Source organism: Jiangella sp. DSM 45060 (assembly GCF_900105175.1).
In the GTDB taxonomy this organism is placed as follows: domain Bacteria; phylum Actinomycetota; class Actinomycetes; order Jiangellales; family Jiangellaceae; genus Jiangella.
This window is the reverse complement of record NZ_LT629771.1, coordinates 3798214-3813876: the sequence shown is the minus strand read 5'-3', so window position 1 is coordinate 3813876 and position 15663 is coordinate 3798214. Positions and strand designations below refer to the sequence as shown.

Annotated in this window: 13 protein-coding genes; 5 read left to right on the top strand and 8 right to left on the bottom strand. The window is 73.7% G+C overall.

Features of this window, described 5'->3' with window-relative positions:
* Together BLU82_RS17170 and BLU82_RS17165 are read right to left on the bottom strand one after the other, a co-directional pair.
* Positions 1 to 717: a peptidase E gene (locus BLU82_RS17170; RefSeq protein ID WP_092622369.1), complete on the bottom strand. Its 717-nt coding sequence runs from the start codon at positions 715 to 717 to the stop codon at positions 1 to 3.
* A complete protein-coding gene (locus BLU82_RS17165) occupies positions 714 to 1235 on the bottom strand; it encodes a DedA family protein (protein ID WP_092622368.1) in 522 nt (173 codons plus the stop codon). The genes BLU82_RS17170 and BLU82_RS17165 overlap by 4 nt, the downstream gene beginning before the upstream one ends.
* Positions 1236 to 1720: 485 nt before the next feature.
* Here BLU82_RS17165 and BLU82_RS17160 point away from each other — a divergent pair, with 485 nt between their 5' ends.
* Positions 1721 to 3556, top strand: a complete 1836-nt coding sequence (locus BLU82_RS17160; RefSeq protein WP_172885634.1) for a protein kinase — start codon at positions 1721 to 1723, stop codon at positions 3554 to 3556.
* A 383-nt stretch (positions 3557 to 3939) separates the two neighbouring features.
* Here the strand turns inward: BLU82_RS17160 and BLU82_RS17155 are convergent, their stop codons facing one another.
* The 3 genes from BLU82_RS17155 to lpdA all read right to left on the bottom strand — a co-directional run bounded on the left by BLU82_RS17155 (position 3940) and on the right by lpdA (position 8131).
* Positions 3940 to 4830, bottom strand: a complete 891-nt coding sequence (locus BLU82_RS17155) for a TIGR01777 family oxidoreductase (protein ID WP_092622366.1) — start codon at positions 4828 to 4830, stop codon at positions 3940 to 3942.
* 4 nt (positions 4831 to 4834) lie between these two features.
* Positions 4835 to 6679, bottom strand: coding sequence for a 2-oxoglutarate dehydrogenase, E2 component, dihydrolipoamide succinyltransferase (gene sucB / locus BLU82_RS17150; RefSeq protein WP_092622365.1), 1845 nt, complete (start codon positions 6677 to 6679; stop codon positions 4835 to 4837).
* Between the two features lie 69 nt (positions 6680 to 6748).
* Complete coding sequence (gene lpdA, locus BLU82_RS17145; RefSeq protein ID WP_092622364.1) at positions 6749 to 8131, bottom strand: dihydrolipoyl dehydrogenase; 1383 nt, start codon at positions 8129 to 8131, stop codon at positions 6749 to 6751.
* A 153-nt stretch (positions 8132 to 8284) separates the two neighbouring features.
* On the opposite strand from lpdA, the gene BLU82_RS17140 reads away from it, so the two are divergent.
* Positions 8285 to 8608: a hypothetical protein gene (locus BLU82_RS17140; protein WP_092622363.1), complete on the top strand. Its 324-nt coding sequence runs from the start codon at positions 8285 to 8287 to the stop codon at positions 8606 to 8608.
* 32 nt (positions 8609 to 8640) lie between these two features.
* Here the strand turns inward: BLU82_RS17140 and BLU82_RS17135 are convergent, their stop codons facing one another.
* Together BLU82_RS17135 and BLU82_RS17130 are read right to left on the bottom strand one after the other, a co-directional pair.
* On the bottom strand, positions 8641 to 10137 hold the full coding sequence (locus BLU82_RS17135; protein ID WP_092622362.1) for a leucyl aminopeptidase: 1497 nt from the start codon (positions 10135 to 10137) through the stop codon (positions 8641 to 8643).
* A 43-nt stretch (positions 10138 to 10180) separates the two neighbouring features.
* Positions 10181 to 10942 carry a metallophosphoesterase gene (locus tag BLU82_RS17130; protein WP_092622361.1) on the bottom strand — a complete coding sequence of 254 codons (762 nt, stop codon included), beginning with the start codon at positions 10940 to 10942 and terminating at the stop codon, positions 10181 to 10183.
* Positions 10943 to 10967: 25 nt separating this feature from the next.
* On the opposite strand from BLU82_RS17130, the gene gcvT reads away from it, so the two are divergent.
* Positions 10968 to 12074, top strand: coding sequence for a glycine cleavage system aminomethyltransferase GcvT (gene gcvT, locus BLU82_RS17125; protein WP_092622360.1), 1107 nt, complete (start codon positions 10968 to 10970; stop codon positions 12072 to 12074).
* Here the strand turns inward: gcvT and BLU82_RS17120 are convergent, their stop codons facing one another.
* Positions 12075 to 13328, bottom strand: a complete 1254-nt coding sequence (locus BLU82_RS17120; protein ID WP_157741070.1) for an MFS transporter — start codon at positions 13326 to 13328, stop codon at positions 12075 to 12077.
* 272 nt (positions 13329 to 13600) lie between these two features.
* On the opposite strand from BLU82_RS17120, the gene BLU82_RS17115 reads away from it, so the two are divergent.
* Together BLU82_RS17115 and BLU82_RS17110 are read left to right on the top strand one after the other, a co-directional pair.
* Complete coding sequence (locus tag BLU82_RS17115; RefSeq protein WP_092622358.1) at positions 13601 to 13822, top strand: hypothetical protein; 222 nt, start codon at positions 13601 to 13603, stop codon at positions 13820 to 13822.
* A 655-nt stretch (positions 13823 to 14477) separates the two neighbouring features.
* Positions 14478 to 15377, top strand: coding sequence for an IS982 family transposase (locus BLU82_RS17110; RefSeq protein ID WP_092625941.1), 900 nt, complete (start codon positions 14478 to 14480; stop codon positions 15375 to 15377).
* Positions 15378 to 15663: the final 286 nt, after the last annotated feature.

Here is a 15663-nt window from a genome sequence, read left to right as displayed (position 1 = left end):
TCAGAGGCGTTCGGCGGGGAGGGCGGTCTCCTTGGCCTCCCCACCGGACGCCTCGACCAGGTAGCCACCGGCGCCGTCGCGCTCGGTGAACACGCCGGCCGGCTCGGTGCCGCGGTACAGCACGCCGGCGCCGTCGTCGGTGGCCAACGACGTGGGCAGCTCACCGCTCGCGACCATGCGGTGCAGCAGCGGGCGGCGCTGCTCCTCGGAGTCGTAGTGGACGCCGTTGCCGTACGGCAGTAGCGCGAGGCCGTCGGTGACCGCGCGCAGCCGCGGGCCGAAGGAGTCGGTGGGGCCGCCGACGTGCCAGCAGATCGACCCGGCCGACACCCCGGCCAGCACGACGCCGGCATCCCAGGCCTCGCGCATGACGTCGTCGAGGCCGTGCAGCCGCCACATCGCCAGCAGCCCGGCGACCGACCCGCCGCCGACCCACAGCACGTCCTGCGCCAGCACGTGCGCCCGGATGTCCTCGACGTTCGGCATCGGGAACAGGCTCAGGTGCGACACGTCGACCGACCAGCCGGCGAACGCCGCGTACGTCCGCTGCACGTAGAGCGTGCTGTCGCCGGACGCCGTGGGGACGAAGCACAGCTTCGGCCGCTCGGCCTCGGTGAGCCGCAGCGCGAGCCGCGCCAGCCCGGCCGGGCGGAGGTTCTCGCGCGCGTCGTACGAGAACCCGCCGCTGGTGGCGAGGATCGTCGGTGTGCGGGTCATCGGGCCTCCTGGTCGGGGACGAGCTGGCGACGGGTGCGCCGACGACGGTAGCCGATGACCGCCGTCACGACGGCGACGGCCGCGACCAGCACCGCCGCGGCCGCCAGCGGCGCCGCCGACGCCACCGTCACCGCGCCCCAGATCACGCCCAGGCCGCCGACCGTCCAGATGACCGCCCACAGGGCCGACCCGACCAGCATGGCGGCCAGGTAGCGGCCGAACGGCATGCGGGTGGCGCCGGCGACCGCGTTGACCGCCGTCTGCACGCCGATGGTCAGGAACGAGAGCGTGACGGCGACCGGCCCGTAGCGCCCGACGACCCGCTCGGCGCGGTGCAGCCGGTCGCGGCCGAGGCGCTCGCCCCAGCGCGACCGCGCGATGCCCGTCCCCGCCGCCCGGCCCAGCCAGTACGTCGCCTGAGCCCGGGCGACGACGATGCCGAACATGACGGCGATGCCCAGCCAGAGCGGCAGGCCGAACGGGCTCTCGGGCGCAGCGAGCGGCGTGACCCCGTCCATGGCTCCGATCGTAATCAGCTCGGCGACGCGGCCGAGATACGGCGGGCCCGGGGCCTGAGGATGTCGTGTGACGCGAGTTGTGACACGGCCGATGCGGCATCCGGGCGCGAGGTTTGCCTGGGGTAGTGGCGCGGGTCCGGGGCCTGAGGATGTCGTGTGACGCGAGTTGTGACACGGCCGATGCGGCATCCGGGCGCGAGGTTTGCCTGGGGTGGTGGCGCGGGTCCGGGGCCTGAGGATGTCGTGTGACGCGAGTTGTGACACGGCCGATGCGGCATCCGGGCGCGAGGTTTGCCTGGGGTGGTGGCGCGGGTCCGGGGCCTGAGGATGTCGTGTGACGCGAGTTGTGACACGGCCGATGCGGCATCCGGGCGCGAGGTTTGCCTGGGGTGGTGGCGCGGATCCGGGGCCTGAGGATGTCGTGTGACGCGAGTTGTGACACGGCCGATGCGGCATCCGGGCGCGAGGTTTGCAACGATAAGCGGATGCAGGGTCTCGAGACTCCCGCGGGTTACACGATCACCCGGCGGCTCGGCTCCGACGCGTCGGCCATGTACCTCGCGCGAGAGGACGCCACCGGTGCGTCCGTGACCCTGCGCTTCATCGGCCAGGTCGGCCCGCAGGTGCGCGACCGGCTGCGGCTGGCCGCCCAGGCCCTGCGCGCCGTCGACCACCCGCATGTCATCCCGTTCCTCGACGTCGTCGACGGTCCCGGCGGCATCGTCGTCGTGCTGGGCGCGGCCGAGGGCGGCAGCCTGGCCGGCATCATCGGCGCCCGCGGCGTGCTGCCGGCCGGCGAGGTGGTCACGGCGTGCGCGCCGGTCGCCGAAGGGCTGGCCGAGATCCACCGCCGCGGCATCGTCCACGGCGACCTCACCCTCGACGACCTCGTCTTCAGCCTCGACGGCCGGCCCATGGTCGCCGGCGTCGGGCTGGTGCAGGCCGGGGTGCCGCTGCGGGTCGGCCAGCGGGCCCGGCCGGTGCCGCCCGAGGTCCAGGCCGGCTCGCCGCCCGGGCCGCCGGCCGACGTGTACGGGCTGGTCACGGCCGCCGTGGTCGCGCTGACGGGGTATCTGCCGTCCGCGCGGCTGGCGCTGCCCGCCGTCCCGCCGGCCACGCAGGCGCTGCTGGCCAGCGCGCTCGACCCCGCGCCGAACCGGCGCCCGCCCGTCAGCAGCATCGGCAACGTCTTCTTCGCCGTGGCCGACCCCGCGCCCGTCGAGCTGGTCCTCGAGGAGAACCACGCCACCACCGGCACCATGCGGCCCGTCATCGACGCCCCCGTCATGGGCGCCGACGACGACGTCGCCGCGTTCATGCGCCGCTCCACCGCCACCGGCCGCCGCGCCCGCCGTCGCACGGAGGCTCCCGAGCCGCCGTCCGAGTCGCTCGCGTCCGGCGCCGTGGGCGGGCTGACGGCGCCCGCGGGGGCCGGGCCGGCCACGGTGCCCGGCGGGGCCGGGGCGAGCCCCACGGCGCCGACCGGGCCCATCCGCACCCCGCGGCGCGGGCGCCGCGGCCGCAGCGAGGAGCCGCCGCCGTCGGGCCCACCCTCGGGTCCGCCGACGGGCCCGGCGTCGGCTCCGCCCTCGGGCCCGCCGCCCGACGAGCGTCCGCCCGCCGCCCGCCGTCCTGCTGCAGCCCCTGCGGGCGCGGCTCCGGCTGGCCGCCCGGCTGCCGCTCCGGCCGCGAAGGAGTCCCGCCGCGGCGCCCCACCGCCCCCTGACGACGACGCCCCGCCGAAGCGCAAGGACCGCCTCTGGATCGTCAGCACCCTGGTGGCGCTCCTGCTGGTCGCCGGCGTGGCGATCGTCGGCTGGCGCATCTTCGGCGACGACACCCCGACCGACGGCCCGGCCAGCGGCTCCAGCCCCGACTCCGAGGCGTCGACAGACCTCTGCGGCGGCCCGCAGCCCGCGCCCACCGTCCCGCCGCCCACCGTCACCGACTGGACCCAGGAGGTGCAGCGGCTGTACTCGCTGCGGGCGCAGGCGTTCGAGGACAGCGACCCCGAGCTGCTCTGCCAGGTGCACGCCCCGACCAACCCGACCCTCACCGACGACGCCGAGCTGCTCCAGGAGTACGAGGACGCCGGCGTCCACACCGACGGACTCACCTTCGAGGTCGTCAACGCCGAGGTGGTGTCCCAGGAGGGCGGCCGGGCGACGGTCACCATCACGCAGCGCACGCCCCCCTACACCCTCGTCAACGACGACGGCGGGGTCGAGCAGGAGATGGACGGCTTCGAGGAGCAGACCTGGGACGCCGACCTCGTCGCGGTCGCCAACCCCGACGGCACCAGCTCCTGGCGCTTCGGCTAGCCCGCGCGGCGTCGCGGCGCAGCGACGTTGTCGGTGCCCGCCCGTAGGGTGGGCCCCACCCGGGCCGGGAGGGGTCGACCTACCACGGCGCGACGCGACGCTCGAGCAGCGCCGCTTCCATGCCACGTCAGCGGCCAGCGATGGACGAGCCGAGCGGAGCCGGTAGCCCTACCCGAAGCGGCCAGAGGCGGCCAGCGGACCGGGCCCAGCAGCGGAGCCGGTAGCCGAAACGCCACCCACGGCCAGTGAGCGGCCAACGGAGAAGAAGCGCAGCAGACCTAGAAGCCCGGGCCCATTTTCCGGCCGGCCCCCGACGATCGAGAGCAGCAGGGGGCTGGCCAACGCGGCCACTCAGCCAACCAGCGGCCCGGCGAACCGAGAGATCAGAGAGCGGAGCGGATGATCGCCCGCACCTCCGGATGCTCGAACTCGAACCCGGCCTCACTGAGCCGCGTCGGCACGACCCGCAGGCTGCCGAGCAGCTCGGACGACGCCTGGCCGATGGCGATCTGCAGGGCGAACCCGGGCACGGGCAGCAGCCGCGGCCGGTGCAGTTCCGCCGCGAGCACCCGGCTGAACTCGCCGTTCGACACCGGCTCGGGCGCCGTCACGTTGTAGGGGCCGACGCAGCCGTGTTGCTCGACGAGGAAGCGGAGGGCCCGCACGGTGTCGTGCAGGGAGACGGGGCTCCAGAACTGCTCGCCGTTGCCGAAGTGGCCGCCCAGCCCGAGCCGGAACAGCGGCAGCAACGGCTTCAGCGCCCCGCCGCCGGGCCCGATCACGAGGCCGAAGCGCGAGTGGCAGACGGCGATGTCGGCGGCCCGGGCGGGCTGGGCGGCGTGCTCCCAGTCCTGGCACAGGCCGGCGAGGAAGCCGTCGCCGGGACCGGACTCCTCGTCCAGGAGCTCGCGGCCGCGGTCGGGGCCGTAGTAGCCCATGGCCGACGCGCAGACGAAGACCCGCGGCCGCACGGACAGACCCGTCAGCGCGGACGCGAGCACCGTCGTCGAGCGGATGCGGCTGTGGTGCAGCTCCTTCTTGAACCGGCGGGTCCAGCGGTGCGAGCCGACGTTGACGCCGCCGAGGTGCACGACGGCCTCGACGTCGGTGAGGCGGGCGAGCGGGACCACGCCCTGCTCGGGGTCCCACCGCGCCTCGTTCGCGGCCGCCGGAGCGTGCCGCACCAGCCGCACGACCTCGTGTCCGGCGGACTCCAGCCCGGCGACCAGCGCCGACCCGACGAAGCCGCTGGAGCCCGCGACAGCGACCCGCACGGGGTCAGAGGCCCAGGTCGGCCTCGAACCGTCCGCCCTCGAGCCGCTGCTTCACCGTGGTGAGGAAGCGGGCGGCGTCGGCGCCGTCGACCAGCCGGTGGTCGTAGCTGAGCGCGAAGTACACCATGTGCCGGACGGCGATGGTCTCGCCCAGGTTGGGGTCGTCGATGACCATCGGACGCTTGACGACGGCGCCGGTGCCGAGGATCGCGACCTGCGGCTGGAAGAAGATCGGCGTGTCGAACAGCGCGCCCCGGCTGCCGGTGTTCGTCAGCGTGAACGTGCCGCCGGTGATCTCGTCGGGCGTCAGTTTGCCGGTGCGGGCTTTCTCGGCGACCTCGGCGATCTTGCGCGCCAGCCCGGCGATGTTGAGGTCGCCGGCGTCCTTGACGACCGGCACGAGCAGGCCCTGCTCGGTGTCGACGGCGATGACGAGGTTCTCGCGGTCGTGGTAGGTGACCTCGCCCTTCTCGACGTCGATCGAGGCGTTGATCTTCGGGTGCTGCTTGAGCGCCTCGACCGCGGCCTTCGCGAAGAACGGCAGGAACGACAGCTTGACGCCCTCGCGCTGGGCGAAGTCGGCCTTGACGCGGTTGCGCAGCCGGGCCAGCGTCGTGATGTCGATCTCGACGACGCTGGTGAGCTGCGCGGTCTCCTGCAGCGACTCGTGCACGCGCTTGGCGATGACCTTGCGCATGCGGGTCAGCTTCTCGGTGGTGCCCCGCAGCGGCGACGGCTCGACCGTCTCGGGCGCGGCGGCCGGCTGGGCCGCCGGCGCCGCGGCGGACGGGGCCGGCTGCGCGGCGGCGGCCTTCGCGGCCTCGGCCGCGGCCAGCACGTCCTGCTTGCGGACCCGGCCGCCGATGCCGGTGCCCTTGACGGTGGCGAGGTCGATGCCGTGCTGGCCGGCCAGCTTGCGCACCAGCGGCGTGACGTACGGGGTGCCGTTGCCGGACGGCGCCGCGGCGGGGGCCGCCGGGGTCGGAGCCGAAGCGGGCGGAGCCTGCGTGGCGGTCGCCTGCGGGCCCGGGGTCTGCGGCGCCTGCGGGACCGGGGCGGGCGTGGGGGCCGACGGGGCGGGCTGCGGCTCGGGGGCGGGCTCGGGCGCCGCCTCCTGGGCCGGCGCCGGGGCGGCGGGAGCCGGACCCGGTGCGGCCGCGCCGTCGCCCGTGCCGACCAGCGCGAGCACCGCGCCGACCTCGACGGTCTCGTCCTCGGCGACCTTGATCTCCAGCAGTGTGCCGCCGACCGGCGACGGGATCTCGGTGTCGACCTTGTCGGTGGAGATCTCGAGCAGCGGCTCGTCGACGGCGACGGTGTCGCCCGGCTGCTTGAGCCAGCGGGTGACCGTGCCCTCGGTGACGCTCTCGCCCAGCGCCGGCAGCGTGATCGGCGTGCCCTCGCCGGACGACCCGGACGACGCGGCCGGAGCGGCCGGCGCCTCCGCCGGGGCCTCAGGAGCCGGAGCAGCCTCGGGAGCGGCCTCCGCCGCCGGAGCAGCCTCGGGAGCGGGCGCGGCCTCCGCCGGAGCCGGAGCGGCCTCGGCCTGAGCCGGGGCGGCCTCTTCGGCAGCCGCCTGGCCGCCGCTGCCGCCGTCGCCCGCGGACTCGCCCGCCTCGCCGATGACCGCCAGCTCGGCGCCCACCTCGACGGTCTCGTCCTCGGCGACCTTGATCTCCAGCAGCGTGCCGCCGACCGGCGACGGGATCTCGGTGTCGACCTTGTCGGTGGAGATCTCGAGCAGCGGCTCGTCGACGGCGACCGTGTCACCCGGCTGCTTGAGCCAGCGGGTCACTGTGCCCTCGGTGACGCTCTCGCCGAGTGCGGGCAAGGTGACGGAGGTTGCCATCGAATGTCCTCTCGAGTCCTACGTACGGTCCGTCGCTACTGGGCAGAGGCAAGCTTATGCCCCGGCAGGTCAGCCGTGGACGTGCAACGGCTTCCCGGCCAGTGCGAGGTGCGCCTCGCCCAGCGCCTCGCTCTGGGTGGGGTGCGGGTGGATCAGCTGGGCGACCTCGTACGGCATGGCCTCCCAGTTGTAGATGAGCTGTGCCTCGGCGATGAGCTCGCCGACCCGGGCGCCGACGAGGTGCACGCCGATGACCGGGCCGTCCTTCTCGCGCACGAGCTTGGCGAAGCCCTGCGTCTTGAGGATCTGGCTCTTGCCGTTGCCGCCGAGGCCGTACTCGAGCGTCTCGACCTTGTCGTCGCCCAGCCGCTCCTTGGCCTGCGCCTCGGTGAGGCCGACGGAGGCGACCTCGGGGTCGCAGTAGGTGACCTTGGGGATGCCGAGGTCGTCGACGGGCACGGGATTGAGGCCGGCGATCTCCTCGGCGACGAAGATGCCGTGCGCGAAGCCGCGGTGCGCCAGCTGCAGGCCGGGGACGATGTCGCCGACGGCGTACACGTTCGGCACCGACGTGCGCAGTCGCTCGTCGGTGACGACGACGCCGCGGTCGAGCGTGACGCCGTTCTCCTCGTAGCCGAGGTTCTCGGTGACCGGGCCGCGTCCGACGGCGACCAGCAGCAGCTCGGCGTCGAGGGTCTCGCCGTTCTCCAGCGACACGGTGACGCCACCGTCGTGCTTCTCGACGCCGGCGAACCGCACGCCGGTCTTGAAGCCGATGCCGCGCTTGCGGAAGACCCGCTCGACGACCTTCGAGGCGGACGCGTCCTCGGCCGGCACCAGCCGGGGCAGCGCCTCGACGATGGTGACGTCGGCGCCGAAGGAGCGCCACACGCTGGCGAACTCGACGCCGATGACGCCGCCGCCGAGCACGACCGCCGACTTCGGGACGCGGTCGAGCCGCAGCGCCTCGTAGCTGCTGATGACGTGGGTGCCGTCGATGTCGAGACCCGGCAGCGACCGCGACCGCGACCCCGTGGCCAGGACGATGTGACGGCCCTCGTACCGCGTGCCGCCGACCTCGACGGCGTTGGGACCGGCGAGCTTGCCCTCGCCCTCGATGACGGTGACCTTGTTGGCCTTGAACAGGCCCTGCAGGCCCTTGTACATGCGGGCGACGACGCCGTCCTTGTACGTGTTCACGCCGGGCATGTCGATGCCGTCGAAGGTGGTCTTGACGCCGAACTGCTCGCTGTCGCGGGAGTTGTCGGCGATCTCGGCGGCGTGCAGCAGCGCCTTGGTGGGGATGCAGCCGTAGTGCAGACACGTGCCGCCGAGTTTGTCCTTCTCGACGAGGGCGACCTTCATGCCCAGTTCGCTGGCGCGGAACGCCGCGGCGTAGCCGCCGCTCCCGCCGCCCAGGATGATGACGTCGAAACCGGCAGTGTCGGCCACGGTGGTGCTCCTCGGTGTCGTCGTTGTGCGCTCTACCGCGTCAACAGCATCCTTCCATTCGCTGTTCCGACACCATTCACCGGACCGGGACGTTGCACTGTGAGCAGGTAGTGTCTGGTGTCCACCCGGCGAACGGACTCGGAGGTCGAGGCAATGGGGTTGTTCCGGCGACGGCGGAAGAGCGCCGACGGCAGCTTGGACCGCGCTGCCGACTCCGCCGACGTCAAGCACCTCGAGGAGTTCGCCCGCACCCGCCGCGGCGTCGAGGCGTTCGTCGAGCCGCCGACCACCATGACGGCCACCACCGTCGTCTTCGTCGCCCACGACGGCGAGTGGACGCGGCGGCGGGTGCGCGACGCCGCCGCGGCGCACGGGCTGGCCCGCAAGCTGGGCATCCCGGCCTACGACGCGCAGGTCGTCGGCTACCCGCAGCGCATGCGCGAGTGGAATCGCAAGAACGGCGGCCGCGGCGCCTGAGCGCTACGCGACCGCCGTCCTGAGCGGAGCCGTCAGATGTCGGCGGCGACGTCCTCGACCAGGTGCACCAGGGTGCGCACGGCGGCGCCGGTGCCGCCCTTCGGGGTGTAGCCGAACGGCTTGTCGCTGAACGCCGGCCCGGCGATGTCGAGGTGCGCCCAGCCGATGCCGTCGGCGACGAACTCCTGCAGGAACAGCCCGGCCTGCAGCGCGCCGCCCCAGCGGTCGCCGATGTTGGCGATGTCGGCGATGGGGGAGTCGAGCTTCTCGCGCAGCTCGACCGGCAGCGGCAGCGGCCACATGGCCTCGCCGGCCCGGCCGGCGACATCGTGGATGCGGGCGCCGAGGTCGTCGTCGTTGGCCATGATGCCGGAGACCCGCTTGCCCAGCGCGACGACGGCGGCGCCGGTCAGCGTGGCGACGTCGACGATGAGGTCGGGCTCGTCCTCGGCGGCGCGCACGATGCCGTCGGCCAGCACCAGGCGGCCCTCGGCGTCGGTGTTGAGCACCTCGACGGTCTTGCCGCCGTAGATGGTGATGACGTCGGACGGACGCTGCGCGCTGCCGGACGGCATGTTCTCGGCCATCGCGGCGTACGCGGTGACGGCGACCTTCGTGCCGAGCTGGGCGATGGCGTGCACGGCGGCGATGACGGCCGCGGCGCCGCTCATGTCGCTCTTCATCTCGACCATGCTGTCGGCCGGCTTGAGCGACAGGCCGCCGGAGTCGAACGTGATGCCCTTGCCGACGAACGCGACGTGCTTCTTCGCCCGCGACGGCCGGTAGGCGACGCGGACCAGCCGCGGCGGGTTGGCCGAGCCCTGGCCGACCCCGATGAGGCCGCCGTAGCCGCCCTTGGCCAGCGCCTTCTCGTCGAGCACCTCGACGTCGAGCTTGGCGCTCTTGGCCAGCTTCGTGGCGGCGTCGGCGAACGTGGCGGGTGTGAGGTCGCGCGGCGGGACGTTGACCCAGTCGCGGGCGCGGTTGACGGCGACGGCGACGGTCTCGGCGCGGGCGACGGCGTCCTTGACGCCCTTGGCCTTGACGCCGGGGCCGATCAGCGTGACGGAGCCGACCGGGGTCGTGGGGTCGCCGCTCTTGTACTGGTCGAACGTGTAGGCGCCGAGCGTGATGCCCTCGGCGACGGCGGCGGCGTCGGCATCGTCGAGCACCGGCAGCGCGACGGCGGCGGACTGCCGGCCGGCCAGGGCGCGGGCGGCGGCGCCGGCGGCCCGGCGCAGCGACTCGTGCCGGGCGGGCGTGCCGGCCTCGGCCAGCGGACCGGTCCCGACGGCGACCAGCAGGCCGGCCTTCGCGGCGCCCATCGCCGGCAGCTTCGTGACCTCGTCGGCCTTCCCGGTGGCGCCGAGCTGACCCAGCAGCTTCGCCAGCGAGCCCTTCAGGGCCTTGTCGAGGGATTCGCTGCCCGGCAGCAGGACGACGTCGTCGTCGCCCGGGGCCACACCCACGACGACGGCGTCGACCTTGAGGCCCGTCGGGGCGGCGGAGGACAGGGCAATGCTGGTCACGGTTCTCCTGACGTCGCGCGTGTTTCAGTCGATTCGCCCGATGCTACCGCCGGGTCACCCCGTGTCCGGCCCGCGGTGCGAACACCGTCAGCGCCTCGGCGTCGGAGTGGACGGCGCGCGCGTACTCGTCCGCCCACGCCGCCCGGTCCGGATACCCGCTCGCCGCCACGACCGCGTCGCCCAGCGCGTCCGGGTCGATCGCCGTGCGCCGCAACGACACCACGCCGTCGCGCAGCAGCGCCCAGTGCGGCCCGGGCCGGCCGTAGGGCATGCCGACGCTGCCCGGGTTCACCACCAGGCGGCGGTCGACGAGGCGCTGGAACGGCATGTGGGTGTGCCCGCAGACGACGGTGCGCACGTCGGCGGGCACCGTCGAGAGCACCTCGGCCCAGCGGGCGAGCGAGCTGTCGACCAGGACGACCTCGTCGTCGTCGCGGGGTGTGCCGTGGCAGAACAGCACCGGCCCGAACCCGCCGACGTCCAGCGTCACGGGGTGCGGCAGGTTCGCCAGCAGGTCGACCTGATCGGCTCGCAGCTGCTTCCCGGCCCAGTTCGAGACGTCGATGCCGGACGTCGCGCCGCGCGCGACGGCGACCAGCTCGCGGTCGGCGTTGCCGCGCACCCACACCACCCGGTCGCCCTCGGCGACCAGCCGGTCCAGCGTCTCGACGGGCATCGGCCCGGCCGCGATGTCGCCGGTCAGCACGATGCGCTCGGCCGACCGCACGTCCGGCTCGGCCAGCACCGCGTCGAGCGCGGGCAGCGCGCCGTGGACATCGGACAGGACGGCGACCGAGGCGACCATGCGCCGAGGGTAGACCCCGTAGGGTGTGGCCGTGACGACCGACGACCTCGCCAGGACCTCTCTGTACGACCGCCACGTGGCGCTGGGCGCCAAGTTCGCCGAGTTCGGCGGCTGGTCGATGCCGCTGCAGTACACCGGCATCGTCGACGAGCACACGGCCGTCCGCGAGCGGGCCGGCCTGTTCGACGTCAGCCACCTCGGCAAGGCGTCGGTCACCGGGCCGGGCGCGCGGGCGTTCGTCGACTCGTGCCTCACGAACGCGCTGGAGAAGATCGGGCCGGGGGAGGCGCAGTACACGCTGTGCTGCGACGAGTCCGGCGGCGTCGTCGACGACCTCATCGTGTACCTGCGCGCCGACGACGACCTCCTGCTGGTGCCCAACGCCGCCAACAACGCCGAGGTGGTCCGCCGGCTCGCGGCCGCCGCGCCCGCCGGCGTCGAGGTGCGCGACCGGCACCGCGACTTCGCCGTCCTCGCCGTCCAGGGCCCGAACAGCGACGAGGTGCTCGACGCGCTCGGGCTGCCGACCGGCCACGCGTACATGTCGTTCGCCGAGGCCACGCACGACGGCGTCCCGCTCACCGTCTGCCGCACCGGGTACACCGGCGAGCGCGGCTACGAGCTGCTCGTCCCGTGGGACGACGCCGGGCGGGTGTGGGACGCGCTGCTGGCGGCCGGTTCCGGGTTCGGCATCGCGCCGGCCGGACTGGGCGCCCGCGACACCCTGCGCACCGAGATGGGCTACCCGCTGCACGGCCAGGACCTCTCGCTGGACATCTCGCCGGTGCAGGCGCGGGCCGGCTGGGCGGTCGGCTGGTCCAAGCCGGCCTTCTGGGGCCGCGACGCGCTGCTGGCCGAGAAGGCGGCCGGGCCGGCCCGCCGCCTGCGGGGCCTCAAGGCGCGCGGCCGCGGCATTCCGCGTCCGGGCATGACGGTGTCCGTCGACGGCGAGCCGGCCGGCACGGTGACGTCCGGGACGTTCTCGCCGACGCTGAAGCAGGGCATCGGGCTGGCGCTGCTGCCGCCCGACGTCGCCGACGGCGCCGACGTCCAGGTCGACGTCCGCGGCCGGGCCGAGACGTTCGAGGTGGTCAAGCCGCCGTTCGTGCAGCCGTCGACGAAGACGGGCTGATCAGCCCTCGGCGACGTCGAGCCGCTTCGGCGCGGATCGCAGCGGCGACAGCCAGGCGATGACCGCCGCGAGCACCAGCGACAGCTGGCAGACCAGCACCGCCTCGTCGGTGTCGAACGCGCCGGCCAGCGCGCCGGCCGCGACCGCGCCCAGGGGGTAGCCGACGCCGAAGGTGGCCATGCGGCCGGCCGTCATGACGCGGCTCATCAGCCGCTCCGGCGTCACCTGCTGGCGCAGCGTCACCGAGATCGTCGCGATGACGAGGTACATCAGCGACCACCCGGCGATCGACAGGGCGCCGGTCAGCCAGGTCTCCGCCAGCGCGACGGTGACGCCGGCGGCGGCCGCGAACGGCAGCACGATCAGCGCCGACCTCGCCCCGCCGAAGGCGCGCATCAGCCGGGGCATGAGGATGCTGCCGGCGACGGCGCCGATGCCCCAGGCGCCGAACAGCATGCCGAGGCGCCAGTCGCCCTCCTGGACGCCGAGGGTGCGGTCGGCCCAGACGACGAGGATGGCCATCAGCGACCCGGCGCTGAACGCCACCAGCACGCCGATGATGATCATCACCCGGATGATCTCGTGCCGCAGGATGAACCGCGTGCCCTCGGCGACGGCGGACAGCCGCAGCGTGCTCTCGGCCGTCCGCGCCCCGGTCAGCGGCCGGACGATGCCGCGGATGAGCAGCGCCGACGCGACGAACGTCAGCACGTCGATGGCGATGATCGACGCGGGGGAGATGATCACGATGAGGGCGCCGGCGATCATCGGCACCACCGTCTCGGCGACCGTGCTGCCGCCCGCCACCAGCGCGTTCGCCGCGGGCAGCCGTTCGCGCCCGACGAGCGTGGGCAGCGCCCCCTGGTTCGCGGCGTCGAAGAACACGTAGATGGTGCGGACGACGAACGCGGCCACCAGCACGTGGGCGGCCGTCAGGGAGTCGAGCCAGAACGCGATCGGCACCGTGGCCAGTGCGATCGCCGCCAGGAGGTCGGCGCCGACCATCATCCGGCGCCGGTCGGCGTGATCGGCCAGCGCGCCCGCCCACAGGCCGAACAGCAGGTACGGCACGGCCTCGGCGACGATGACCAGCGACGTCCACGTGGCCGACGCGGTGATGCCGTAGATGAGGACCGGCATGGCGATGAAGGTGACTGCCGAGCCGGTCAGTGAAACGATGCGCGCCGCCACGTACCGGAAGACGTCCGGGTCGCTGAGCAGACGCTCGCGCCTTGCGGGCGCTGAACTACCCACGTCGATGAACTCCCGCCCCCCGCGAACTGAACTTTACGCGGAAGGCAACAGCATGACGCGTGTCTTGTCAAGAAGCCCTGAGCACAGGCCGAGGGCGCGTCGTTGCCGTCCCCTGCGCGGCAACGACGCGCCCTTGTACCCGTCAAGACAGAGCAGCCGCCGAGTCATGACGCCGCGATCGATGTGACGTGGCGCACATCGGGCCGGTCGCCGGTCCGCGAACGGCGGACCGTACTGTCAGGCGGAGTGAAGGCGTCGATCGGGAGGCGAAGATGAGCTGGACGTGGCGGTTCCTGGCACCGGACGGAACGCCCGCCGCGGGCGTCGACGACGGCGCGGGACGCTCCGAGGCCGGGTTCCCGACCCAGTCCGACGCCGAGAGCTGGCTCGGCGAACACTGGCGCGAACTCGTCGACGCCGGCGTCGACTCGGTCGTGCTGGTCGAGGAAGGCCGCGAGGTCTACGGCCCGATGAGCCTCGCCCCGCCGGACTGACCGGCGGGCGGGCGGCCGCGGTGGTCTCGGCGGCCGGCCGGTTGCGGGCGGTCTCGGCCGGCCGACCGGCAGCGGCCGGTCGCTGCCGCCGCGGGCTGTCCCGGTGGGCGATCGGTCGCGGTGGTCTGGGCGAGCGGCCGGTTGCGGTGGTCCCGGCGGGTGGCCGGTTGCGGTGGTCTCGGCGGGGTGGGCGCGGGCGGCACGACTCGCGCATGGCGACCTTGTCGGTGCCCGCCCCTAGGGTGGGCCCCACCCGGGCCGGGAGGGTCATGCCTACCACGCGACTGTGCGCCGATACCCACGTTCGCCCCGGCCCGCCGATCGCCACCGCGGATCCGGCGACCACCCGCCACCCACCACGGAGGAACGGGCGGCCACCCGCCACGGCGAACCGGGCCGGCGGGCCACCCGCCACAGCGGACCGGGCCCGCCTCCACCAGCCACGGCCACCCGCCCCAGCGGGCCGGACCACACCGGACCCGGCACGGCGGACCCGGCAGCTCCCGCCACGGCGGAACGGACCGAAGGCCGGCCGCGGCGCGCCGGAAACGCGCGGCGACGTTGTCGGTGCCCGCCCCTAGATGAGTGAGTCCTATTGATCTTGTGGGTGTGTCGCTGCCGATAGACATGGGTGGAGGGCGTCGAGGATCAGTGTGTGAGCAATGATCTTGACGCCCTCCTGACCGCACTCTATGTCCATGTCGAGGATCGTGTCTTCCCGGCGTTGGGGTGGTCGCGTGATCACCGGCCCGGGCGGAAGCCAGGGCTGTCCGACGGCGAGCTGATCACGCTGGCGGTGGCGCAGCAGTTGCTCGGTGTGGCGAGCGAACGCCGCTGGATCCGGTTCGCGCGCGCCCGGTTGGGTGGGTTGTTCCCCTACCTGCCCGGCCAATCCGGATACGGCAAACGTCTTCGGTCGTTGGGAGGGCTGCTGGCCGCGGTCATCACCGAACTCGCCCGGGACACGCCGTCGTGGCACGACGACCTGCGGCTGCTGGACTCCACCGTGCTGCCGTGCGCGGCGTCGCGGGAGACGGTGAAGCGTTCGGGCCTGGCCGGGCACGCCGGCTACGGCTACTGCGCCAGCCACTCGCGGTTCTTCTGGGGTTTCCGCTTGTATCTGATCTGCACCGCCGAGGGCATGCCCATCATCTGGGGCCTGGCCCACCCCAAGATCGGCGAACGCGAGGTCGTGACCGCACTGCTTGAACACGACCACCACCTCGTCGTATCCGGGCAGGTCATTCTCGCCGACAAGGGGTTCTCCGGCCGCGACTTCCAGACCTTCGTCACCAGCCTGGGCGCGCACCTGATCCGCCCCGACCGCAGGGATGAGCCGACCAGACTGGGCAAGCTGGCCCGGGTCCGGCAGTGGATCGAAGCCGTCTTCGACTCGCTCAAAGGTCAACTCACCCTCGAAGCCCACGGCGCGCGCACCCTGCCCGGCCTCTACGCCCGCATCGCCGCACGACTCCTCGCCCTCGCCACCGCGATCTGGCACAACTGGCACACCGGCGCGCTCACCAAACGATCCCTGATCGCCTACGACCACTAACGATCAATCGGACTCACTCATCTAGGGTGGGCCCCACCCGGGCCGGGCGGGTCATGCCTACCACGCGACTTTGCGCCGATACCCACGTTCAGCCCCGGCCCGGCGCTCGCCACCGCGGAACCGGCGACCACCTGCAACCCACCATTGAGGAACGGGCGGCCACCCGCCACGGCGAACCGGGCCGGCGGCCACCCGCCGCGGCGAACCGGGCCGACGGCCACCTGCCACGGCCGCCCGCCCCAGCGGGCCGGACCACACCGGACCCGGCCCGCCGCGGGCGAACCCC